Source organism: Emticicia sp. TH156, assembly GCF_002855535.1.
GTDB classification, from domain to species: domain Bacteria; phylum Bacteroidota; class Bacteroidia; order Cytophagales; family Spirosomataceae; genus Emticicia; species Emticicia fluvialis.
Map to the genome: position 1 here is coordinate 241,352 of NZ_PKRS01000001.1, position 24,365 is coordinate 265,716.

The 24,365-nt window shown below is 42.6% G+C and carries 20 protein-coding genes; 7 read left to right on the forward strand and 13 right to left on the reverse strand.

Going from position 1 to position 24,365, the window contains the following annotated elements:
* Positions 1-70 precede the first annotated feature (70 nt).
* From C0V77_RS01030 to C0V77_RS01040, 3 genes are read left to right on the forward strand one after another with little or no spacing between them, the layout of a single operon-like run.
* Positions 71-844 carry a hypothetical protein gene (locus C0V77_RS01030; RefSeq protein ID WP_158237858.1) on the forward strand — a complete coding sequence of 258 codons (774 nt, stop codon included), beginning with the start codon at positions 71-73 and terminating at the stop codon, positions 842-844.
* A 26-nt stretch (positions 845-870) separates the two neighbouring features.
* Positions 871-2,316, forward strand: a complete 1,446-nt coding sequence (gene gatB, locus C0V77_RS01035) for an Asp-tRNA(Asn)/Glu-tRNA(Gln) amidotransferase subunit GatB (RefSeq protein WP_101724453.1) — start codon at positions 871-873, stop codon at positions 2,314-2,316.
* A 43-nt stretch (positions 2,317-2,359) separates the two neighbouring features.
* Positions 2,360-3,556, forward strand: coding sequence for a TlpA disulfide reductase family protein (locus C0V77_RS01040; protein ID WP_101724454.1), 1,197 nt, complete (start codon positions 2,360-2,362; stop codon positions 3,554-3,556).
* 62 nt (positions 3,557-3,618) lie between these two features.
* Here the strand turns inward: C0V77_RS01040 and C0V77_RS01045 are convergent, their stop codons facing one another.
* Entirely contained in the window at positions 3,619-5,484 is a 1,866-nt protein-coding gene (locus tag C0V77_RS01045; RefSeq protein ID WP_101724455.1) for a glycogen/starch synthase, read from the reverse strand.
* A 177-nt stretch (positions 5,485-5,661) separates the two neighbouring features.
* Here C0V77_RS01045 and C0V77_RS01055 point away from each other — a divergent pair, with 177 nt between their 5' ends.
* The 3 genes from C0V77_RS01055 (at position 5,662) to C0V77_RS01065 (ending at position 8,433) form a co-directional block, all read left to right on the forward strand.
* Positions 5,662-6,567: a DMT family transporter gene (locus C0V77_RS01055; RefSeq protein WP_101724457.1), complete on the forward strand. Its 906-nt coding sequence runs from the start codon at positions 5,662-5,664 to the stop codon at positions 6,565-6,567.
* 87 nt (positions 6,568-6,654) lie between these two features.
* The gene (locus C0V77_RS01060; RefSeq protein ID WP_101724458.1) at positions 6,655-7,572 is read left to right on the forward strand and encodes a hypothetical protein; all 918 of its coding nucleotides are present in this window, start codon (positions 6,655-6,657) and stop codon (positions 7,570-7,572) included.
* A gap of 75 nt (positions 7,573-7,647) precedes the next feature.
* On the forward strand, positions 7,648-8,433 hold the full coding sequence (locus tag C0V77_RS01065) for a hypothetical protein (RefSeq protein ID WP_101725010.1): 786 nt from the start codon (positions 7,648-7,650) through the stop codon (positions 8,431-8,433).
* Between the two features lie 152 nt (positions 8,434-8,585).
* On the opposite strand, the gene atpG is transcribed toward C0V77_RS01065, so the two are convergent.
* The 3 genes from atpG to C0V77_RS01080 all read right to left on the reverse strand — a co-directional run bounded on the left by atpG (position 8,586) and on the right by C0V77_RS01080 (position 12,692).
* Positions 8,586-9,470, reverse strand: coding sequence for an ATP synthase F1 subunit gamma (gene atpG / locus C0V77_RS01070; protein WP_101724459.1), 885 nt, complete (start codon positions 9,468-9,470; stop codon positions 8,586-8,588).
* A 55-nt stretch (positions 9,471-9,525) separates the two neighbouring features.
* Entirely contained in the window at positions 9,526-11,100 is a 1,575-nt protein-coding gene (gene atpA, locus C0V77_RS01075) for a F0F1 ATP synthase subunit alpha (protein WP_101724460.1), read from the reverse strand.
* 338 nt (positions 11,101-11,438) lie between these two features.
* Complete coding sequence (locus tag C0V77_RS01080; protein ID WP_409012773.1) at positions 11,439-12,692, reverse strand: PQQ-dependent sugar dehydrogenase; 1,254 nt, start codon at positions 12,690-12,692, stop codon at positions 11,439-11,441.
* Positions 12,693-12,918: 226 nt separating this feature from the next.
* Between C0V77_RS01080 and C0V77_RS01085 the strand changes: the two genes are divergently transcribed.
* Positions 12,919-13,920, forward strand: coding sequence for an SMP-30/gluconolactonase/LRE family protein (locus tag C0V77_RS01085; protein ID WP_101724462.1), 1,002 nt, complete (start codon positions 12,919-12,921; stop codon positions 13,918-13,920).
* A 138-nt stretch (positions 13,921-14,058) separates the two neighbouring features.
* On the opposite strand, the gene C0V77_RS01090 is transcribed toward C0V77_RS01085, so the two are convergent.
* The 9 genes from C0V77_RS01090 to C0V77_RS01130 all read right to left on the reverse strand — a co-directional run bounded on the left by C0V77_RS01090 (position 14,059) and on the right by C0V77_RS01130 (position 24,068).
* A complete protein-coding gene (locus C0V77_RS01090) occupies positions 14,059-15,342 on the reverse strand; it encodes a pitrilysin family protein (protein ID WP_101724463.1) in 1,284 nt (427 codons plus the stop codon).
* 121 nt (positions 15,343-15,463) lie between these two features.
* Positions 15,464-16,756, reverse strand: a complete 1,293-nt coding sequence (gene ftsZ, locus C0V77_RS01095) for a cell division protein FtsZ (RefSeq protein ID WP_101724464.1) — start codon at positions 16,754-16,756, stop codon at positions 15,464-15,466.
* A 200-nt stretch (positions 16,757-16,956) separates the two neighbouring features.
* Entirely contained in the window at positions 16,957-18,378 is a 1,422-nt protein-coding gene (gene ftsA, locus C0V77_RS01100; protein WP_158237859.1) for a cell division protein FtsA, read from the reverse strand.
* A gap of 71 nt (positions 18,379-18,449) precedes the next feature.
* Positions 18,450-19,217, reverse strand: coding sequence for a cell division protein FtsQ/DivIB (locus tag C0V77_RS01105; RefSeq protein WP_101724466.1), 768 nt, complete (start codon positions 19,215-19,217; stop codon positions 18,450-18,452).
* Positions 19,218-19,283: 66 nt separating this feature from the next.
* On the reverse strand, positions 19,284-20,060 hold the full coding sequence (locus C0V77_RS01110; RefSeq protein WP_101724467.1) for a GNAT family N-acetyltransferase: 777 nt from the start codon (positions 20,058-20,060) through the stop codon (positions 19,284-19,286).
* 24 nt (positions 20,061-20,084) lie between these two features.
* Complete coding sequence (gene murG / locus C0V77_RS01115; protein ID WP_101724468.1) at positions 20,085-21,185, reverse strand: undecaprenyldiphospho-muramoylpentapeptide beta-N-acetylglucosaminyltransferase; 1,101 nt, start codon at positions 21,183-21,185, stop codon at positions 20,085-20,087.
* Between the two features lie 39 nt (positions 21,186-21,224).
* Positions 21,225-22,403, reverse strand: coding sequence for an FtsW/RodA/SpoVE family cell cycle protein (locus C0V77_RS01120; RefSeq protein ID WP_101724469.1), 1,179 nt, complete (start codon positions 22,401-22,403; stop codon positions 21,225-21,227).
* A gap of 307 nt (positions 22,404-22,710) precedes the next feature.
* Positions 22,711-23,040: a large conductance mechanosensitive channel protein MscL gene (gene mscL / locus C0V77_RS01125; RefSeq protein WP_101724470.1), complete on the reverse strand. Its 330-nt coding sequence runs from the start codon at positions 23,038-23,040 to the stop codon at positions 22,711-22,713.
* A 29-nt stretch (positions 23,041-23,069) separates the two neighbouring features.
* Positions 23,070-24,068 (reverse strand): DUF3078 domain-containing protein, encoded by a 999-nt coding sequence (locus C0V77_RS01130; protein ID WP_101724471.1) that lies wholly within the window; start codon positions 24,066-24,068, stop codon positions 23,070-23,072.
* Positions 24,069-24,365 lie beyond the last annotated feature (297 nt).

Sequence of the window (24,365 nt, forward strand, 5' to 3'; positions counted from 1 at the left end):
TTTGAACTTCTTGAAAAATAGACTTAAGTTTGAACTGTATTTCGTTTTCAGTAAAATCATTGCTTTGCAAATGAGCCACCAAACATCAAAAGATTTCCTTAAACTGTTGAAAAACCCAGACTTTATTGACGGGATTTACAACTATTGTGATAGCTGGTGTGAGCGCTGCGGCTTTACAGAAAAATGCATGAATTTTGCTATGCGAAAATACAAAACCCCGGCCCATGATGACACCGGCGACAGCCTCTCGGATGTTTTCAGGCAAACAACTGATTTAATAAAGCAGGTTATTGAAGACAAAGGCCTGAGCTGGGAAGAGGTAGTAAACCAAGCCGATACACAGCCATTGACCCGCGACCCACACCAGGAAGCCGATAAACACCGCAACGTAATAAACGCCCGCGAATATACCCGCCTGTATGGGTCTTTTCTGAGAGAAGAGCAGGGTTTTATGAAAGGCAAAGGCGTTGAATTTCAGAACGAATTGAACAAAGGGGCGTTGTCGGTTGAAGAAGCCGAAGAGGCGTTGTCGCAAATTGAAGATGCCTTTGAGGTAATCAATTGGTACCAGAGCCTGATTTATATAAAAATCAGAAATGCCTGCCAGTTGTTTTTTGAAGAAAACCTGAGCGACTTTATGACAGACTTCTATAATGGCAAGGCCAAACTAACGCTTATCAGTATTGACCGCAGTATAGCTGCCTGGCTGGTTTTGCAGGTACATTTCCCGGAAAAAGTAAATAAAATTACTGAAATATTGCTTCAGCTGGAAAAACTACGCCAATATATAGAGAAAGATTTCCCTAATGCTCGTAAATTTGTGAGACCAGGCTTCGACAAATAACAGCCTTCATTTTTTAACCACTTTTCATGCAATACGAAATTGTTATAGGACTAGAAGTTCATTGCCAGCTTTCAACCGAAAGCAAAATCTTTGCTTCTGACTCTAACCGCTTTGGCAGCGAGCCAAACACCAATATAAGTGTTATTACATTGGGGCATCCTGGTGTATTACCAAAACTGAACAAAAAAGCTGTTGAGTACGCCATAAGAATGGGTCTTGCCTGCGGCTGTGAAATAACCCGCAATAACTATTTCGACCGTAAGAATTATTTTTACCCCGACCTGCCGAAAGGTTATCAGGTATCGCAGGATAAATTCCCTATCTGCAAAGGTGGTGGGGTAACCGTAAGGCTGAAAGACGGTAAACAATACAAAGAGCGGTTTCTTGAACTGCACCACATACATCTGGAAGAAGACGCCGGGAAGTCGGTACATGAAGGCGATAGCGAATATACCCGACTGGACTACAACCGTGCGGGTACCCCGTTGATAGAGATAGTGTCTGAACCCTGCATGAAAAGCGCCGAAGAAGCAGGTGCGTATCTGACAGAAATTCGTAAGATGGTGCGTTATCTGGATATATGCGACGGCAACATGGAAGAAGGCTCCATGCGTGCCGATCTTAATATTTCTATCCGACCGGTTGGAACAGAAAAACTGGGCACCAAAGTAGAGGTAAAAAACATGAACTCTATACGTAACCTGCAACGAGCCGTAGAATTTGAGTTTAAGAGGCAGGTAAGAATGCTGGAAACCGGAGAAACCATTATTCAGGAAACACGGATGTTTGATGCCGACACCGGTGAAACCTACGGTATGCGGGTAAAAGAAACAATGAACGACTACCGGTATTTCCCTGAGCCAGACCTTGCGCCTATCCATATATCTGATGCCTGGCTTGGCACAATCAAGAACCAGATGCCTGCTCTTCCGCATCAGTTATTCAAACAATTTACACAGGAATATGGCCTGCCTGATGAACACGCCGCAGTACTGACCGACAATAAAGATACGGCTGGGTACTTTCTGGAAACAGCCAGGTTTACAAAAAACCACAGGGCTATTGCCAACTGGCTTACTTCTACTATAAAAGGCTACCTGAACGACAAAGGCATTGAAATTAACCAGCTGGTTTTGAAACCAACTCAGCTGGCAGAACTCATTGCCCTGGTTGATGACAACAAAATCAGCAGTTCAACTGCCGCTCAGAAGCTCTTTCCGTTGTTGCTCGATAACCCTGCAGAAACAGCGTTGGCACTGGCAGAAGCCAATAATTTGATTCAGCAAAGCAATACAGATACCTTACAGGCGTTAATCAACGAGGTTCTGTCTGCTTATCCAGACAAAGTGAAAGAGTTTAAAAGCGGTAAAAAAGGCTTGCTGGGTATGTTTGTGGGTGAGGTAATGAAGAAATCGAAAGGTACGGCAGACCCTAAATTGACCAACCAGTTACTGATGGACGCGCTGAAATAGTCTTCAAAGCCATTATTCTTTAAAAAACTGTACATTAACTTCTATGAAAAAATCTATTTTTGCCATATTTTTTCTGGCCTTTGGTTGGTCATGCCAGTCGCAGCCCCAAAACAAGACAGCCGAAACCCCTGCAAAAGCTACAACAGGTAAACCATTTAGCATAAAAGGTAAAGTTACCAACGCGGTGTCGGGCAAGGCGTACCTTGAAAGAATGAACGACAGAAATATTGCGCTGAAAATAGATTCGGTGAATATTGCAGCCGACCGGACTTTTGCTTTTAAAGGTATGTTGCCAGACCCGGGCATTTACCAGGTAAATATTGCCAACCAGCAGGTAATTGGTTTGATTCTGGATGGCGGCGAGGAAATAAGCCTGGTGGCTGACGGTATGAGTACGCCTGACAAGGCGGCGTCTTACAGCATTGAGGGTTCTACAAACATGAAGAAGTTCAATCAGATTCTGGCAGAAGCACAGAATTTCAGAAAAACGCAGTTGAATCTGAACGAACAGTTTGAAGCCGTTTCAAAGAAACGCGACGAAAAGAAAAAGAAAGATTTACAAACACAATATGTAGCCGCCGAAGAGGCCTATTTTAATACGATTAAACCTATGATTGCCGAATTAGGCACCTCATTGGCTGGTATTATTGCGGTAAATAATTTTCTGAACCCTGAGAAAGACTTTGAGATTTTTGCCAACACTGCTGCTCAGTTGGAAAAAGAAGGCAAAAATTACTTTTTTGCCAAACTGTTTATTCAGGACGTAAAGCGTAGAAGTGCTGGCTCGGTAGGCGCGGATGCGCCTGATTTCAGCCTGCTCGATAAAGACGGCAAAACCGTTAAGTTGTCAGACCTGAAAGGCAAAGTTGTTATTCTTGATTTCTGGGCAACCTGGTGCGGGCCTTGTATTATGTCGTTTCCGGGCATGAAACAGGTGCAGGAGAAATATAAAAACAACACCGACGTGCAGTTTCTGTTTGTGAACACATTTGAACGCATGGAGCCAAGCCAGGTGAAAGGGTCGGTAGTTAACTTCATGAGCCAGAGAGGCTACGGGTCTTTCCCGGTTGTTTTTGATGCCGAGGGCGACGTAGCCGGTAACTATGGCGTAAATGGTATACCAGCCAAATTCTGTATTGATAAACAAGGGAAAATCAAGTTTAAAAGTACAGGTTTTCTTGGCTCCAGCGACCTGGTAGTACAAGAAATGATAAAATGGATAGACGAAGCTGTTAAGTAAAAACAACAGCAAAACTGCTATAAACAGAAAGGGGAAGATTTGCCGAATCTTCCCCTTTCTGTTTATAACCTGGTAACTCCTTTACGTTTAAGTGCCAGGTCATGTGCTGTGTCGTAATAGGATCGAAGATTGGTCCAGTCAAATATCTCAGAGATATTCTCTACTCTGTTACGCTGCATAATGCGGTCGCGGCGATTCATCGTTACGAAATTGAACATGATATCTGCCAGTTGGTCAGCCGCATCGTCATAGGTTTTAGTCCGGCGGTTTACCACATATACTCCAACACTTTCATAATCTCTCATTAACTGAATCATGAAATCACCGAAGCCGGATAAATCGCTCGTTACCGTCGGAATACCCCTCACGACACATTCAAGTGGTGTATAACCCCAGGGCTCATAATAACTCGGGAAAACCCCCAGATGGCAGCCACGTACAAACTGGCTGTATTCCATACCAAAAAGTGGATTGGTAGGAGAAATAAAATCAGGGTGATATACAAATTTCACACGGTCTTGCTGATGATTCTGCAGGTTTGTAAATTTCAGATAATCGGTAACCTCGTCTTCCTGCTTTAATAAATGTGTAACCGTATGTGGCAACTTCTTCGTTCTCCAGGTCTGAATGGTCCGTCGTAATCTCAGGCGCCAGTATTCATCAACAAAATCGTTCAGGTCTGGCAGATTAGGGTTCTCGTTAGCAGCAGAGGCATGAAAAAGGTTCTCGCCCACCTGCTTTTCAATGGCCTCGCAGGTTTCTCTGATTTCTTCCATTACGGCTCTTGACTGCAGCACTTCAGGATTAATAGAATAAACCGGATTTTTAGTAATAATAAACATAACCACGGTTGTATCAACCCCAGACTGAACCAACTTAAAGTTTAGCCTTTTAAGCGCCTCAAGGGTTATGTCATAACCCTTGTTTCTGAACTCATAACGCCCCGAAGTAAAGAAGTACAAAGTATTGTCGAGGTCCCAGCTATAACTCTGAAAAAAGTGCCCCATTACAAACTGATGTATTTTCTCTTTGTATTTCAGATGCAGATTCTGAAACTCATGGGTGGCTGCAAAACGGGTAACATTCAGCCCATTGGGCAGAATGAGGTCGCAGCTTCTGCCAAAAAACACTTCGCATTCTTTGGCTGTAACATCGCTAACTGTTGTTAGCACATGACTTTTCTGTGCAGCAAGCCGCTCAATTTTGGCCTGTGCGTGTATACCGTAATGATGCGCCTCATGTTCCCAGTTATAGTAAGGCAACCGCTCATAGAAGTTCGGCTCGTTTCCGGCAATATAGCGCCCCAGCATAGTGGCATGGGTGGTAAACACGGTAGACATCGGCACATTGTCTGTCCTTATATCTATTAGGGCTGTTGCCACCATCCATTCATGAAAGTGCGCAACAATATCATTTTTATGGCCGTAAGCTTCGCCGAATTCGGTCAGAAATACCCTAATCATTTCGCCTAGCGCAATTACCTGGTCAACCAGGGGCTCGGCATTTATGGTAGAAATCTGGTGCCTGTTCCAGATATTATGCTTTAAATCGTTGGCTTTATATAAGAGGTTCTTGAAATCAAGCAGAACAATTTTGGGTTTTCCGGTTACCAGCCAGCGTCCATAATGCGCCTCAAAACCCAGCTCTCGCATTCTTTTAACTGTCTTACCAAAATATGATTCATCAAGGTCATCAATAGGCTCAAATTCAACAACCGCCGTATTCTGAAAATACGGTCCTATTAAACAATAATTTTCTCCCCATTCTTCCACCATAGATGGCACCTTAGAACGGATTACCGTATAAATCCCACCTACCTGATTACATACCTCCCAGGCTATTTCTATCAATAATGGTTTTTTCTGCTCACGTGGTTGAATACTAACTGTTTCTTCTGACTCTTTTCTTAGTTTTTTGGACGTTACCATGTGGGTTATTTATTTAATCAATTCCGAACAGGTGAATTATGCAATAATTTTTAATAATTACAATAAATTGTTTAACTTTTCAAATATGCTTGAACTAAAAACAGAATCAGTACGTAAAAATGAAAAGCAAAACTATCATTTTTACCATTTGAGATGTCATAAGACAGGTTATTTTTTATGTCAGACCGCACAAAGTATCTGATTGGCGCGTTAATGGTTTTTGGAGCGGCTTTCGGCTTTGCCCTTAAGGGCATTTTTATTAAATCTGCTTATCGCTATGGTATCGATTCCATTACGCTTCTTGCACTCAGGTTTCTGTTTTCTGCCCCGTTTTATCTGGTAACTATCTTTCGTACGCGCGTTACAGAAGTGGCACACCCGGTTATACCTCTTAAAATTTGGTGCCAGGTGGTTCTAATAGGCTTTACCGGCTATTATGTGTCTGCTTACGTTAATTTTCTTGGTCTTGAGTACATCTCTGCCAGCCTTGAGCGAATCCTCCTTTTTATTTATCCTACCTTTGTTTTATTGATTAACTCATTTCTGGTTAAAAGAAAAGTAAGCCGCCTGCAATGGCTGGCATTGGTCATTACCTATGCAGGCATTATAGTGGCGTTTAACAGGCATTTTCAGGCGCATCAGCAAAAAAACATCGCATTGGGGGCTTTTCTGGTTATTCTGAGTGGTCTCACCTACTCGTTCTATTTAGTAGGTAGCGACAAGCTGATTGGTAAACTGGGCACCACACGCTTTACCTCCTGGGCCATGCTATCTGCTCTGGTACCCACTCTTATACACAGCTATATTTACAACGGCCTTGATATATTCGGCTTTCCGGCGCCGGTTTATCTGATTTCCATAGCTATGGCTATTTTTTCAACAGTACTCCCCACTTTTTTGTTTTCTGCGGGTATCAAACGGGTTGGTTCCGGCAATGCCTCAATTATAGCCAGCATAGGGCCTATCTTTACCATTATACTGGCCACAGCTTTTCTGAATGAACCCGTCTGGCTTGAACAGATAATTGGTACGGCACTGGTGCTGGCAGGGGTTTTTCTGATAAGCTGGAAAGGAAAAAAGTAAAACCGGAGTGTTTGCAGATAATTATTTTATAGAGATTCGTTAATTTATTTCTTAAGTTTGAATCTCGTTTATGCAAAACTATTGATTATGAAAATTTCGTGCTTTGTGCTGGCAATACTGGTGTTTCTGCAATCATGCAGCAAAGAAAAAACAGACACACAACAACCTTATGACGACATTAATTTCAGAACCTACTGGAATCCGGGCACTGCTGAAATCAACAGCTATGCTTTGCAGGAAGCACAATTCGGTAACCTGAATAATGGCGAGGCGATTATGGTTTTTAGCACCGAAGATTTCAGAAAAGACAAGCACGTAAAGCTGGAAACAAAAGATAGAGAGAAAGCAGTAAAAGTACTGAAACTCAACTTTATTAAGAGATTTGTTACGGGTATTCATGATTTCTCTTTATACACATCGGTATTTACGCCTGTACAAACCCAGGAGTATCCTTCTACACTTAAGGTTTCTAACACTAATCAGGACTGGAGCGGGCAAACTTTTCTACAACTCAATTTTCGCCAGAACGGTTATCAGGTTCTGGGTAAATCTTATTTTGATGAAGAAATAGAAGATGATTATCATATAGACAAAGCGTTGCTGGAAGACGAACTCTGGACGCGCGTACGCATGAACCCCCTGAAACAGTTACCGGTTGGTAAAGTTATTCTGGTGCCGGGTTTATCTTCACTGCGGCTTAGACGCGAAAAACCGGCACCAGCCATTGCCGATGTTACGTTGCAACCTTACCGAGGCGACTCAACCTTCAGGGGTGATTCTTTGTATGCCTATCAGGTAAAGTATGTTGAAAGCAAAAGAAGCATCAGCATTATATTTGAGAAGAATTTCCCGCATAAAATTGCCGGCTGGGAAGAGAGCTATCTGGCTAACAATAAGGTGCTTACCAGCAGAGGTATTCTGAAGGGCTCTATTCAGAACCCATTCTGGCAGAAAAATATGCCTTCTGACACCGTATATAGAAAAAAGTTAAATTTGAAGTATTGATTTCATACTTTTGTTTTGTATTTTTCGTTCAAGGTTCTGAATTATGAAGATATCCTGGAACAAAACCCCATTTTGATGAAAAAGCCTCCGGTTACTTATTACTTGCTTACTTTTCTGTTTTTAGTTCTTTCTCTTTTTTCCTGCGGAGATAAAGAAACCCAAAAAGCTGATAATCAAACCAATAGCCCCACTGTACATACCCTGATTTTTATTGATAAAACGGCAAGTGTAGATGTAAAAAAAGCCTTTGTGGCACAAAAGTATCAACAGACACTTACGTCTATTATAGAGCAGAATTTCAGAAAAGCAGGCGATACCTTTGAGATTTATTATATACACGAAAACACATCGAAAGGCCGCACTTTGTCTCTTACCTGCCGCACTGAAATGGAAGACACAGAAGGTGTAAATGCCACTGATATGGAGGCCATCAAGACAGCCTACGACTTGTCAATCCGAAAAGAAAGGAACTTTGTTATTCAGCAATCTTTAAACAGGCTGAAAACGCAGAACGATAACGCTTCGAATCTGGAAACCAATATTACTGCCAGCATACCGGTTATTGCGCGCCTGGCCGAAAGCCCGGGTATTACTAAAGTGTATTACCTGAGCGATATGGTAGAGAGTGTAAAGAATGGCAGGGATTTTCAGGTGAGCCCGCCTAAAGATGAAGCACAGGCCGAAGAATGGGCCAAAGTTGATGCAGAAAAGCTAAAAAACTATCAGCTGAACGGACCCGACATTTCAATGATTCTGCCGTTTGAGCCTACCAGTTCTTCTAAAGAGAATAACCCCACCGTTACTTACTACTGGCAAAAGCTGTTTGAACAACTGGGCGTAATGAATGTAACTGAAATGTAATAATCGTCCAAGAGCGCCTGTAATGTTAATTACTATAGCATTGGTTAACTGCTGGGCCTACAAGTTTATAACAGCTAACCTGGCACGCAATAAAACAAAAAATGGTGAGCCGTCTGACTCACCATTTTCATTTGTATATCTATTGGTATAGATTATTCTCCTTTCAAAGCTTCGGCACCACCCACAATCTCCAGAATCTCTTTGGTAATTGCGGCCTGACGGCTACGGTTGTACTCAATTTTCAAAGAGCGTAATAACTCATTGGCATTGTCTGTTGCTTTGTCCATGGCTGTCATACGAGCGCCATGCTCTGATGCGTTCGATTCCAGCACAGCCTTAAATAACTGCATTTTAATGGCCTTTGGTATCAGTTCCAAAACAATCTCTTCTTCTGAAGGCTCAAAAATGTAATCAATCTTGCTGGCTGCTGATTCATCAGCTTTTTTATCAACCAACGGAAGCATCTGCTCAACTCTGATGATTTGCGTAGCAACGTTTTTAAACTCGTTATAAACAAGCTCCACAACATCGTACTTCCCTTCTTCAAAGGCTGTCATGATTGATTCTGCAGCTGAGCGTGCATGCGCAAAATTCAGGTTCTGGAAGATGCTCATGAATGATTCGTTCACTTTATAACTGCGACGAGCCAGTGCTTCACCACCTTTTTTACCCAGTGCCAGAATCTCAACATTACCTTTAGCTGCCTGAGAAGCATACTTTTCATTAATAACAGCCAAAGCTGCTTTAATGATATTTGAATTAAATGCACCACATAGACCTCTGTCTGATGTAACCAGAACAACCAGAACTTTCTCTACCGCACGTACACTGGTATAAGGGCTTGTAGCGCCTACTTCAGTATTGGCTGATACGGTAGCAATCAGTTCGTTAAGCTTGGTAGCATACGGACGCATCTGAAGGATAGCATCTTGTGCTCTGCGTAACTTGGCTGCAGACACCATTTTCATGGCTTTTGTAATCTGCGTCGTTGAGTTTACCGAGACAATTCTATTTCTTACTTCTTTTAATGAAGGCATCTTTCTAAAAAATTAAGAATGAAAAGAGGGAGAACCCACTCTTCATTCTATATTATTATGCATATTTTTCAGCTAATTCTTTACCAACTTTCTTGATGGTATCGGCGGCGTCATCCAGCTTTCCGGCTGCAAGTGCTTTCAAAACCTCAGGATTCTGTGCTTTCAACAGGGTAACAAACTCATCTTCGTATTCTTTTACTCTGTTTACCGGAACTTTGTCTAACACACCATTGATTGAAGCATAGATGATAGCCACCTGCTCAGCAACCGGCGATGGAGAGAACTGCCCTTGTTTCAGGATTTCCTGGTTACGACGGCCACGTTCGATAGTCAATTTGGTAGCGGCGTCAAGGTCTGAACCAAATTTGGCGAAGGCTTCCAACTCGCGGAACTGCGCCTGATCTAGTTTCAGGGTACCTGCTACTTTTTTCATTGATTTAATCTGAGCATTACCCCCCACGCGTGATACCGAGATACCTACGTTGATAGCAGGACGGATACCGGCGTTGAAAAGGTTTGACTCAAGGAATATCTGACCGTCAGTAATTGAAATTACGTTAGTAGGGATATAAGCAGACACGTCGCCGGCCTGAGTTTCAATAATTGGTAGCGCCGTTAATGAACCACCACCTTTTACTTTACCTTTCAATGACGGAGGCAGGTCGTTCATATCTTGCGCGATAGAATCATTGGCATTGATTTTAGCGGCACGCTCCAGCAAACGGCTGTGAAGATAGAAAACGTCTCCAGGATAAGCCTCACGTCCCGGAGGGCGACGAAGCAACAATGACACCTCGCGATAAGCAACAGCTTGTTTCGACAAGTCATCATACACAACCAATGCCGGACGACCAGTGTCACGGAAATACTCACCAATAGCTGCACCTGTAAATGGCGCAAAGAACTGCATTGGAGATGGGTCTGAAGCACCTGCTGCTACGATTACCGTGTAATCCATAGCGCCATATTTACGTAGTGTCTGCTCAACCGCTTTGATGGTGGATGCTTTCTGTCCACAGGCTACATAAATACAATATACCGGCTCACCTTTATCATAAAATTCTTTCTGGTTGATAATGGCATCAATACAAACCGCGGTTTTTCCGGTTTGACGGTCACCAATTACCAACTCACGTTGTCCGCGACCAATCGGAATCATCGCGTCAATCGCTTTGATACCTGTTTGAAGCGGCTCAGTTACAGGCTGACGATAGATAACACCCGGCGCTTTGCGCTCCAAAGGCATTTCGAAAGTTTCACCCTGAATCGGGCCATTGCCATCAATTGGTTCAGCCAATGTATTTACAACACGACCAACGATACCGTCACCTACTTTCACCGAAGCGATTTCACCGGTACGTTTTACGGTTGCACCTTCTTTAATTCCTGTTGCGTCTCCTAAAAGTACTGCTCCTACGTTATCTTCTTCAAGGTTAAGTGCTAGTGCTTTTAAACCGTTTTCAAAAGCCAACAATTCACCGGCCTGTACTTTTGATAAACCATATATACGTGCTACACCGTCTCCGATTTGTAGCACTGTACCTACTTCTTCGAGTTCCGCTTCGGTTTTTGAACCTGCTAGTTGTTCACGCAGAATAGCCGAAACTTCATCTGGTCTAACTGATGCCATATTTATTTTGATGAGTTTTTAAATGTAGATCCGAAAATAGGTAGTACACCTTCATTTTTCGGGTGCAAAAGTACTACACAATTTTCACAATTCCGATATTTTGGGCAAAAAAAGACAAAAAAGGTAGGACTATTTTTAGAAAACCACTTGAAAGGCCTCTGCAACCCCCAATTTGCCCGATTTTACTGCCCACAAACATGTATTTTTTCTATGTTTTTCAGTTCAAAAAACAACATAAAACAGTGGTTTTCACGAGCTTAGCCGGGTAGGCATATTGTTTTTGAAAAGCTAAGGGTATATGTTTAAACATACCCTTAACTATAAAACTCCGGCTAGGCCTATTTGGCCGCCTTATAACTAATCTTATAAATGGTTCCGCCTAAGTCGTCAGACACATAAATTGAGCCGTCAGGGCCTTGTGCCAGTCCGCAGGGGCGGTGTTGTACCGGGCCGGTCGGTTTGGCAAGGTCTATACCGGCAAAGTTATCGGCAAAAATCTCCCAGGGGCCAGATGGCTTGCCATTCTTGAAAGGCACAAAAGCCACCATATATCCTTTTTTCAATTCAGGAGACTGGCCATGGAAAGCAACGAATGCTCCGTTTTTGTACTTAGCCGGAAACGCATTGCCCGTGTAAAACAACAATCCGTTGGGGCCCAGGTGGGCAGGAAACGCAGCAGCAGGATTAATGGCTTTTTCGCCACCGGTCTTTTTGCCATCGCCGCCGTATTCAGGGCACAGAATTTTCTTTTTCTGAAACTGGTCATAATACACATAAGGCCAGCCGGCATCTGCACCTTCATGTAACTCATACATGGTTTCGGCAGGTAGCTTGGTACTCATTTCAGGCGTATAATAATTCGGGAAAGCCTCATGAAACTGACCCCTACCGTGCATCATCACAAATAATTTATTGGTTTTGGTGTTCCAGTCAAGCCCTACAACGTTTTTCAGCCCTGTGGCATATCTTACACCATCACTATAAGTCTGATTAAGTTTATTAGTCTTGAAACGCCAGACTCCGCCAACCGAATCAAGCAATGCACAAGGATATATACCCTTGTTGGTGCCTTTTTCTTTACAGGTTTCATCTGGTGACCCCACAGAAACATAAATATTACCGTTGTTATCCAGTGCAATGGCTTTGGCTTCGTCGCGGCCTTTGGCAACCAGCCCGGTTACAATCTGCTCCGGGTTATCAATATTAGTAATTTCGCCGTTGGCATCCAGCTGATAACGATACACTCCGGTGTTAGACGATGAATACAGGTAGTTGTCTTTAATAACAATACCTGTGCCTTTATAATCTAGCAGGTTTTTCCGGGCATCCAGCTTACCGTCAGCATCGGAGTCATATAAATAAACAAGACCTTTGCCATCTTTCAGTTTAGAAAGTTTGGCATAAACGCCACCTTTGCTGTTAACGGCCATGTGTCTGGTGGCGCCGAGGTCGTTACCTAATACAGAAACAGAAAATCCGGCAGGCACTTTAATGGCCGGTGCGGGGGTTTCATCAAAAACAAAGGCAGAAAGTAGAGCCACTCCTGCCACAGCCGTGAGCCATGAGTGAATCCGAGAAATTTTACGCATGATTGAAAGTTTAGATTTTGGTTATGAATTGAATAGGGCCTGTAGCCATCAGACGGCAAATATATAAGTATGCCGATGATTCTTTGTAAATGTTCAATTTATTTTAACTTAATAATCTGATGATGAATAAAGCACCGAGCGTTCTTGGATCAATCTTTCTTGCGCGGTTTGGTTAGAGTTTGCAAAAATTCAATTAAATTCGTTAATCAACCTGTAACTATAACTTCCTATGAAAACCGTATTACTATTTGCCCTTTTAATAATGATGAACAACCTGACAACAGCGCAACAAAAAACATTGGGTAAGGTGAACCGCCTTGACCCAGCCATTGATAATCTGATAGATAAAGATGCAACAATTGAGATTCTGAGCGAAGGATACGACTGGGCGGAAGGCCCGGCCTGGGTTAAAGACGGCAATTATCTGTTGTTTTCTGATGTACCCGCCAACACGGTTTATCAATGGAAAGAAGGAGCAGGTGCCAGGCCTTTTCTGAAACCGTCCGGCTATACCGGGCTTGGGGTTTATAGTGATGAACCCGGCAGCAATGGCTTAATTATTAATAAAGATGGTATGCTGGTTTCCTGCGAACACGGCGACCGACGTATTTCAGTAATGCCGCTCAGCATAGGTGGCAAACGCACACTGGCCGATAGCTACGCAGGTAAGCGTTTCAACAGCCCGAATGATATTGTGCAGAAATCAAACGGCGATTATTATTTTACCGACCCTCCGTATGGTTTGATGAAGAAAGAAAATGACCCGACCCGGGAAACGGAGCTATTCGGCGTTTACAGAAGAGGAACCGACGGGAAAGTTACTTTAATAATAAAAGACCTTACACGCCCTAACGGCCTGGCTTTTTCGCCGGATGAAAAGACTTTGTATGTGGCACAGTCAGACCCTGACAGAGCCTACCTAATGGCATACCCTGTACTGGCCGACGGGAAAGTAGGTAAAGGTAAAATTCTGTTTGATACCACTCCTATGGTAAAAGAAGGGTTGCAGGGTTTACCTGACGGACTGAAAATCGATAAAAAAGGAAATATATTCACCACCGGGCCCGGCGGTATTTTGATACTGACGCCGGAAGGAAAGTTGCTGGGCCGCATTGAAACCGGGGTACCCACAGCCAATTGCGCCTGGGGTAATGATGGGTCAACGCTCTATATTACGGCCGATATGTATCTGCTCAGAATACAAACCAAAACCATAGGTGTAGGCTTTTAATAAAGAGGGAGTGATTTAAAACTCTTTTTTACTAAATAATACTTTGAAAAACCCCATCCCTGCCCTTCCCCAACAATGGGGAAGAGTGAAGAAGTCCCTCTCCCCAACAATGGGGAGAGGGGTTTAGGGTGTGAGGTTCTATTTCCCCCCTACCACTACTTCAAATAAATTTTCGGGTTTAAAATAGGTATTGGCCATTTCAAGTACATCCATTGGCGTAACGGCACGTACTTTCTGAATATAATTATCGTAGAAATCGGCTGGTAAATCGTCAAGTATAATTATTTTCTGCCTGTCGGCTATTTCAAAAGGCGTGTTCAACGACCCGACAAAAGACCCAATCATGTAATTTTTGGCGGTTTCAAGCTCTTCTTCTTCTACCGGCACCGTTTGTAGCAGGTTTATTTCCTTTAATATTTCGTCTAAAGTCTGCTGCGTAAATTCTTTCTTTACATCAGTACCCATTACCAGATATCCGCCTTCTTTCTGAGGTACCAGTCCTGACGAAATGCCATAGGTAAAGCCTTTTTCTTCGCGGATATTTTTCATGAGTCTGCTGCCAAAATAACCGCCGAACACAGTATTGGTAACCATAAACTTGAAATAATCAGGGTGGGTGCGGCCAAATAACTTTTTGCCCAGGCGAATGGATGACTGCAGGTTTTCGGTGCGTTCAACCAATATGCTTTCGGGATGTGTAATGTTGGCACTGGTATCAATCAAATGCTGATGCTGCTGAAATTCAACCGGGGTTCTGCCCAGGTATCTGTTCAGGGCCTGCACTTCTTCATTACCAAACTTGCCAGATATAAATATTTTAAAACCTTTGCCCTTTATATGCTTTTCATAAAAATCTGTTACGTCGTTTCTGGTGATATCGTCTATCAATGCAAGCGTAAGCGATTTGCCATAGGGATGATTAACGCCGTAAATCTGCTCTCTGAACACCTGACCGGCTACATAAGAGCTTTTTTCGAGGTTAATTTTCAGATTCTGTGAGGTAATATTTTTTTGTACCTGCAATTCACTTTCAGGAATTACAGAATCTGTAATCATTTCCAGCAAAAGCGGCAGGAGTTCGGGTAAATGTCTGGTAAGCCCATGTACGGTTATCGTGAGTCTTTCAACAGCCTGGCTGATTTCAAGAAAAGCACCGAAGGAATCAAAATGTTCGCTTATTCCGGTTGCAGTATGCTTAGATGTACCTTCTGAAAGCATTTTTGCAGCAAAAAACGACTCGCCGGTTTTATTCTCAAATCTGCTGCCTGCATCAAAAATTAATTCCAGACGCATTACCGGTTGTTCGCCGGCTTTAATCATGAAAACTGGTATCTGGTTATCGAGCAGTGTTTTTTCAGCTTTCGGGATACTTACCTGTTCTATCGTTTGTGAGGGCGGAGCAATTGTTCGGTCTAATATCATTGATTTATGGGTATAATCTTAACAGTTGTATACAGAAAAAGTAAAACAAATAATGATTCGGGCAGGAATAACATCATTCGTTTTACTTTAACAAACTTTAATATAATTAGATAACAATAATTTATCTGCTTGATTCCATCATGCCCAACAAATAATCAAGGTCATACTCAAGAACTTTACCACTTTGCCGCAGTTTTTTCACATCCTGTAGTTCAATTCCGTTGCGTACATAAGTAGGTGTGCTTAATGCCGGATTCCGGTATCCCTCTCTCATAAAACGCTGAATCATGTTTTTAATTTGCTCACTGTCATCTCTTTTGTGTTGCTCAGCTACAGCTGAAACCGCGTTTTTTGTCCTGGCAGCCTCACCGGTTTTCCGCTCCCCGTTTTTGTCTTCCACTTCCGGTTCCTGTGGCTCATTTTCAATTCCCAAATCAAAGCCGGCAGCCACAATTGTTACCCTTACTTTAGACTTCAGGTTTTCGTCAATAGCAAAACCATGCTTGAAAAGCCTTGCCTTGGTCTGAATCTGGCTTTCAATAAACTTGGTAACCAGTGTCTGGTCTGAAAGTTTGATTTTATGCTCGGTGCTATAGGCAATACTTACCAGTACTCTTTGTGCCCCGCCTATACCGTTGCTCTCAAGCAATGGTGACGAAAGCGCCGATTTAATGGCATCTTCGGCCCGTCGTTCTCCCTCTGCCTCTGCTGTACCCATTACAGCCTGACCCGCATTACCTAAAACTTTTTTTACATCGGCAAAGTCAAGGTTTATAATACCTGGCCGTGTAATAAGCTCTGCAATACTTTTTACGCCATTGGCCAGCACATCATCTGCCTTGGCGTAGGCTTCTTCTATATCCATATCGCCGTACTGTTGTTCTAGACGCTCGTTCTTGATAATCAGTACGGTGTCACTACAATTTTTAAGTTCTTCAATTCCGGCACGTGCCTGCACAATTTTGTCTTCTCCTTCAAAAGTAAAAGGGTCTGTAACAACAGCAACGGTAAGCAGGCCCATCTCTTTGGCAATGCGCGCTATTACAGGGGCTGCACCTGTACCGGTACCGCCGCCCATACCTGCAGTGATGAAAACCATCTCTGTAGGCGCTTTTAATACTTCCCGAATCACTTTTTCGCTTTCTTCAGCAGCTTTTTTACCCATTGCCGCTTCAGTACCGGCACCTAAGCCTTTGGTTAGCTCTATGCCAATCTGCAATCTGTGGATACCCGAAGGAGCCGATTCAAGCGCCTGCAAATCTGTATTACAAATAACCAGACCAATATCAGTTACACCCAGCCTGTGCATGTGTTTAACGGCATTACAGCCGGCACCACCCACACCAATTACCTTAATGATGTTCTTGAATTTGTTTTTACTTGTAACGATTTCGAAGTCTGGTTCTGGCGACATAATAAGAAAGAATTTATGTAGATTAGGAAAGCATTTTTAAAAGAAATATAAATACTAAGGCAATTGCTTTTGGAAAACAGTTGCCTTAATGTAGATCTCTGCCAAAAATGGTATCGGTACGTTTTAGCCATTGGCTACAGAGGGCTTTCAATGCCTGATACCAAAAAATATCTGCTCTTTATAAATAATAAAATTGGATACTAGTTTGTATAATTTTTGTCGTCTCCCATGTCAAGCTTACCAGCTGATGAGACTTTCTTTTTTAACCAGCCAAAGAGACCTCCTCCTGTGGGCTCGTCATCCTGTGGCTCTTCTCTTTTTCCGCTATTACGGCTCACCGAAGGTGTATCAGCACCATTCATGTAACTGCTTTGTGACTGATTCTCGGGCAAATCACCCCATATAACTTCTTGCGGTACACGTTCATCGAGCGGTAAAAAGCCTGATAGCACCAGGCCAACTACAGTGGCATACTTGGGGTCGGTGATTTTACTTATCGCACTTTCTCCTATGTTTCTGATAGTGTTGCCCACGCGGATGTTCATGCCATTGGTTACCTGTGCAAACACATCTTTTATCATGGCAATATTAGAGGTGCCTCCGGTTAGCACTACCCCGCTAATCAGCTGCCCATCATAACCCGAATGCATGATCTCGGCCATTACCATGGTGGCTATTTCTTTCAGACGCTCTTCAATGATGATGCTTACATTTTGCGCCACAATTTCTTTATCTGGCAGCCCCTCAACCCCCGGAATCTTGATTATCTCATTTTTTCCTACTTCATTAGGTGGCACTGCCCCCATAATAAGTTTCAGTTTTTCGGCATGGTCTGGCAGAATCTGAAAGGCCTTTACCAAATCGTTGGTAATGCTTTTACCGGCAAACGGTATTACCGCAATGTGGCGTAAGCCACTCTCCTGAAAAATAGCAATCTCGGTGGTGTCGCCGCCAATATTAACCACAACCACGCCCAATTTGCGGTCAATCTCACTTAACACGGCCATAGCATCGGCCAGGGGTGTAAACAGGGTATGAACTATTTTAAGCGGAATAAATCTGCGGTTGTTCTGTACTTTTACACCCACGCTTTCGATGGTCCGGCGTAAGGCCAGATGCGGGTCATTGGGTGTAGAAACCAAAAAGAAATTGCCACCCAGTATAATGCCAAAACGGCCTACAGGATTATCAGGCACAGTGGTTTTGTCAACTAAAAACTCCTGCGGGAATGTATGAATGATGACATTACCTGCCGTTGGCCGGAACGATTTCCGGATATCAACTGCTAATCTTTCTATTTCTTCTTTGCGTATGGTACTTCGGCTGTCATTACGGGTAATTGAACTCTGATGTGACCGCCCCTCTACGTTTTCGCCGGATATATTGACAATTACGTTGTTAATATTGATATCGGCCTTGTCAGACAAAACATTCAGTATACGGTCTATGTCTTTTGCTGTAAACTCTAGATTTACAACCGTGCCATTAGAGACACGACCCCTTTGGGTAGGTTCTTCCACGATGTCAAGAATCTTCACTTTCTCAACACCATCCATTATTCCTGCAACGGCACAAATTTTTGTGCTGCCAATATCAATACCTACTATTACGCCTTTACTCATTTCATTAGTTTTTAGGACATCATTCACTGCTCTTTGCCTTGTGAACGTATTTTCAATGCCGTTTTCATGCATTATTTACAAACCAGTTGCCCGTTATATTTTACACTTACCCGGGTAAATTTATCCCATCCCTGCACAGGCAATATCTGCTTATAGAATATCTTTAGTCGGTTTAATCTGTTCTGAATGTTCTCTGGCGCGCCAAACTCAATGGTGTGGTTTCCTAAAAGTGGCACAATACTGATATTACCGGCCTGGTCTATATCCAGCTGGGTAAACTGGGCTTTCAAGAAACTGTCTTCATTAATTAAATTAATAAAGCTCATCAACTTTTGCTGACGTTTTTGCTTTAAACTTGGCAAATTTCGGAAATATTCGCCCGAAAGCAATACAATTCTTGCGGAATATCTTTCAGAGAGCGGGAAAAAGCTCCCCTCATTATCTACATATACATCTTCACGGCCGTCAGAACCAAGAATACGGGCAATGGGTATGTGTTGTTCAATATCAATGTTCAGGTTTCCCTCAATACCTCTAAAAACCTGACAACTCTTGATTTGTTTATTCTTTAAGACTCTTTTTTCAATCTCCTGTAAATCTATCTCCTTAAAAAGCTTACCCTTTAGTTGGTCGGCACCGTAATTGGTAGCCAGTTCTTCAACTTCGTGTCTGTCAATAAAAAACTGATCGTCGGCGTTTTTGATTTTAACTTCTATTTTCTTGCAGCGGTCAGTTGAAAAAGTATTGCTTGAAAACACAATAAGCGCAACAACCGCTATGATGGCAACACCTGCCATTAGCCACCGGCCGATTTTCATTATGTTTAATTTCTTTTCCATTTCAGGCTGTACTTAAAAATAAGGTTTGCATTGTAGCAGAATCAGTGCTGAGCTGATTCCGGCACTTTAAAGGTTTTTAAGAAACGTATTTCTATCTGGCAGTAACTTAAACTGGTCGGCTTCTTTGGCCTCCAGGTCAGTTTTGCATAGTTCCTTAAGGCGCTCCACATCTTTGCTCCACTGGTGGCCGTTAAAATAAGACAGGCCCTTGTGGTCTCTTATTTTATACAAAGCCGAAGGCTTGTAGGCAGTACCCAGATATACATATTTTAGGCCGTTATCTTTAGCCCATCTGATAGCCCGCCACATCATCCATTTGCCTAAAGAGTGGGTACGCATGTATTCGGTATCAAAAAATGCAAACCAGTAATGCAGAAAACCGTCACCCATAGCGCCCAGTATAAATCCTAAGAACTTACCCTCTGAAGTAAATCTAAGGATATGCGTTCCTGTCTCTCTTGATAATATATACTGCCAGCGTTCAAGGCTCATGTTGTCGTCACCGATTCGCTGCGAAATATAGGCCTTGCAAAAATCAGTAAAGGCGGGGTCGTCCAGGTTAAAGTCTTCTTTTCTGATAACTTCCAACTCTATTCTAAGAGGCTCAACCAGCCTGTTGACCCTGCGGTTTTCTGAGGTATCATCAAAGTTTTCAAGATCAACTCTCAGGCTTCTGGCCAGATAAAATATATCTCCTTCAATACTCAGATCACCGGTATAGGGTAAAAAACCTTTTTCATAAATTCCGGCCAGCTCTTCCTGTGTTTCTTTCAGGCAATAAATGGCGTAGTCGAAAGTATAATTAGAGTAATCAACTCTGTTTTCAGAAAAGAAAATTTTCATAGGGTGATGGTGTGTCCGGTAATTTTATATCAAAGCCAGAACTTCTTCTGCTATTTCCTGCCCTGCGTTGGGCTTTCCTAAAGTTTTTATGTTTCTGCTTAATTCGTTCATGGTTTTGGGGTCATCGGCCAGAGCTATCACCTGATCAACCAGTTTTTCTCTCGCCTCTGCATCTTTTACACACCAGGCGGCATTTGCATTTACCAGGTTTAGCGCATTATGTGTCTGGTGGTCTTCGGCAGCAGCCGGAAACGGAACCAGTATTGACGGCTTGGCCGTGAGACATAACTCAGAAACCGACAAGGCCCCCGCGCGAGACACCACGAGGTCAGCAGCTGCATAGGCCAGATCCATTTCATAAATAAAGTCTGACACATACACACGGCTGGTCTGTAGGGCATCTACTGCCGCCCTGGCTTTATCTATAAACAACTTACCTGTTTGCCAGATAATCTGTAAATCATTTGAAATCAAATCGTTCAAACCCGCCAGTATTGATTCATTAATGGTTCTGGCACCCTGGCTGCCCCCAATAATGAGTAATACCTTCCTGTCGTCGTTCAACTTGAAATGCGCCAGCGCCTGTTGGCGTTTAGAGGCTGTTTCGAGGATATCTTTTCTGACAGGGTTACCAGTAAGCACAATTTTTTCTTTCGGAAAAAACCGCTCCATGCCCGGATACGCCACACATATCTTTCGGGCTTTTTTAGCCAGGTTTTTATTGGTTACGCCAGCAAATGAATTCTGTTCCTGAATCAACGTTGGCACGTTCAGAAAATTGGCCATTATCAAAGTCGGGCCGCTTGCATACCCCCCCACCCCAATAGCGGCATCGGGCTTAAAGTCTTTTATTATCTGATAGGTTTTCCATAAGCTGCGCAGTAGCTTGAACGGTAAACCCAGATTGGCCAGCATATTTGAACGGTTAAAGCCGGCAATAGGAAGCCCAATAATTTTGTAGCCTGCTTTGGGTACCTTTTCCATTTCCATTTTTCCTTCGGCGCCTACAAACAAGATTTCAATGCCCGGGTCTTTGGCTTTCAACTCATTGGCAATTGCCACCGCAGGATATATGTGCCCCCCAGTGCCACCACCAGAAATAATTATTTTTGCGCCTTTGCTCATCCGGAAAATAGCTGTAAATGATTAGGTTAATACAATAAATCAGGCCACTACTTTGCCCTCGTCGTGTTCGCCCTTGGTAACACTCAACACAATACCAATGGCTACTGATGTAAATAAAATGGAGGTACCTCCCATGCTCATCAGAGGTAATGTCTGCCCGGTTACCGGGCCTAGCCCCACATTAATAAACATGTGTACAAATGCCTGAAAAACAATGCTAAACGTTAAACCAACACATAAAAGCCCGCCAAATGCCCTGTTGGTGTATTCTACATTCTTAAGGCCTCTGTACAATAGCCATAGATACATAAACATAACAAGCACCGCCCCTACAAGACCGTACTCCTCTACTACAATAGCATATATATAGTCAGAAAAAGCATCAGGCAGATAGTTTCTCTGAAAACTCTTACCCGGGCCAATACCCACTGTTCCACCCCGGGCAATGGCTATCATGGCCTGGTCTCTCTGGTAAGTATCGTCTCTGTCGGGGCTACCAATTATTTTGTCGTTATTTAAATCTACTTTGGCAAAAGCTTCAATACGCTCTAAAACCACCTGACCACGGCCAAAATCAATTCCTTTATTATAAAGAAAAATACTGATGCTCAGCACTATTACAATTGCACTGATTACAAAAGTAGCCATCCGGAAAAGATAACGGCCCGGTACACGACCCACCCACATAATAATGAAACAGGTAATGCCCAAAATAACCGCCGTTGAAAAGTTGGTTACTGCCAGCATACCACATAACAGGCCGCACCAGAAAATAAGCCCCAACAGCGTTTTAGGATTATACTCAACATTTTGTCGGCGGGCCAGCATGGCAGCCAGATTGGTGATAAGCACCAAACGAACCAGATCTGACGACTGAAAAGACACCCCAAAGATGTTAATCCAGCGTTTGGTACCTCCAACGGTAGTTCCGAAAAAATACGTATACAACAAAATGATGGGTGTAACCCAGAGCAAAAGTCTTGAGATAACTGCGAAATTGGTGTAGTTAATGCGATGCATGAACCAGATAACCATAATTCCCAGCACCAAATGACCCGTATGCGAGAGCAGGTAACTTTCGGTGTTACCGCCGGCACGTTTATAGGCAAGAGCTGAGCTGGCGCTATATACAACCAGCATACTGAATAACGATAGCACGGCAATAATAAACCATATTTGCCAGTCGCCACGCAGTTTATCTTTTAACCACGTTTCCATGAAATAACAGAGCGGGTATCCGCGAGATTATAAGGTAAAGCACAAATTAAATTACAGTTAGGCTATTATAAACCTAAACTAAAATTCGATAACAAATGTAATTTATTTAGGATTGAAAGAAAAACAAAAATTTTAAATTTTATTAAGGGGCATTTCCGGTGGTTTTTGATACAGATAATACTTTTAAAATGCCTGCCAGGCTCAATAGCTGATTGAAAAAATAAGGATATACAGGCCTTTATAAAAACCAAAAGCTATTCATCATGCCCCGGTTAAAGGCTGGAAAAAAGCTTAAGAATGCAGAAGATTATTTCGGCTCGGTTAACTTCAGTTTGTTGGCTGCTTTTACAATCAGGAATAGCACCCAGGCTATAATAAAGAAATTGATAACCACACTCAAGAAATTACCGTAATTGATAACAATGGCAGGAATCTGCTGACCGGCGGCATCAACAGTGGCTTTTTTAAGCACTATGCCCCCTGTAATACCACCACTGGTGAAAACATTGACGATAGGCATAATGATATCTTCAACCAAAGAGGTAGTAATTTTACCAAAGGCTGCACCAATCACAACTCCAATGGCCAGGTCAAGTACATTGCCTTTGGCAATAAAAGTTCTAAATTCTTGAAACATAATTTTCAGGCGTTTATAAAGTTAAAAATTTACAGTTTAAATAATAACCCGGCAGCAAAGGCCTGGCTTATCTGAAATTTATCTATCTGGTCTTTATCATATATGGCCAGCATCGTGAAATTCAGATTCAGGTATCTGTTTACCTTGGCTGTGGCAATAAGGTTAATGTTATGGTCGATAGTGTTTTTATTGGGCAACAACTTTCTGGTTACATAGGCCTGAAAGGCTTGATAACGGCATTTAAGATTAACGTTTTTTATAATATCTTTATCCAGTGAGGCCACCATCTGAAAACCCATCTCGGTAAGCACTTTTTTACCCGGAGCGATACCGTAGGCATCAGTAGATTTGTTAAACTCAGTAAAATCAGTATAAATTTTATCGTTCAGTACAAATGTTTGGCGTAAGGTTGCCCCCCCTAACTGCACTAAAAAGTAACTTACCGGCTTGTACTCAACCCCGAAGCCCTCTGACAAATAACCGGGCGCCAGAAACCCTGAAATGGTTCTTCTCTGCTCAGTAGGCAGGCCGTCGTCCTGATACACCACGCCTTTGGCAAATTGTGTTAAGAAGTTGACTGTCGCAAACCAGTTTATTTTAGGATTTAACTTATGCGAATACTTGGTTTCCATAAAAAGACGGTCAATACTTTTGGCCGGCCTCTGGCCTTTGTTATTGACAGTTCCCAATTGAAACTGAACCTCGCCTGTAAAAGCTCCCTTATTTTTGTAATATTCAGACCTGTTATTAAACAATGCACCGATGCTCCAGTTATTGGTACCCCCACCCTGCCAGTTGTTAAATGACGCCTGACTAAAATTGATACCAAATTGCGCATTTCGCGGTTTCCAGAAACCAATTTTCAACGAATCTGCCCTGTTTTTTGCTTCTCTCAGTAACTGTTTTTTGTCTTTTATAGTTAGCGTATCATTCGCATTAAAAGCAAGGCTATCATTTTTTATTTTACTTTGCCCGGCCACCTGATAAACCCAAAAAATACAGGCAAATATGGCTATTACTTTTTTCATTTATTCTTTGGTTTTTCAATTAAACGCCATTTGCTTTCAGCGGTATATGTACCGGCAAAAGCAAATAAGCTATCATCTGCAATTATTGGGCAGGGATTTGCCAGAACTAACTACGGGACTCGGGAGGCTTATCTTAATACGGCTTCCTGAAAATAATTAAACACCTGAATACGACCGGAAATCTGGTTTTTGAACAATAAAATTGTTGCCAATTTGATTGTATCAGGTATCAAATATTTCAAGTCTTTTTCAAAAAATCAAATTTTTGACAAAAAAATTAGTATGCTTGCATAATAT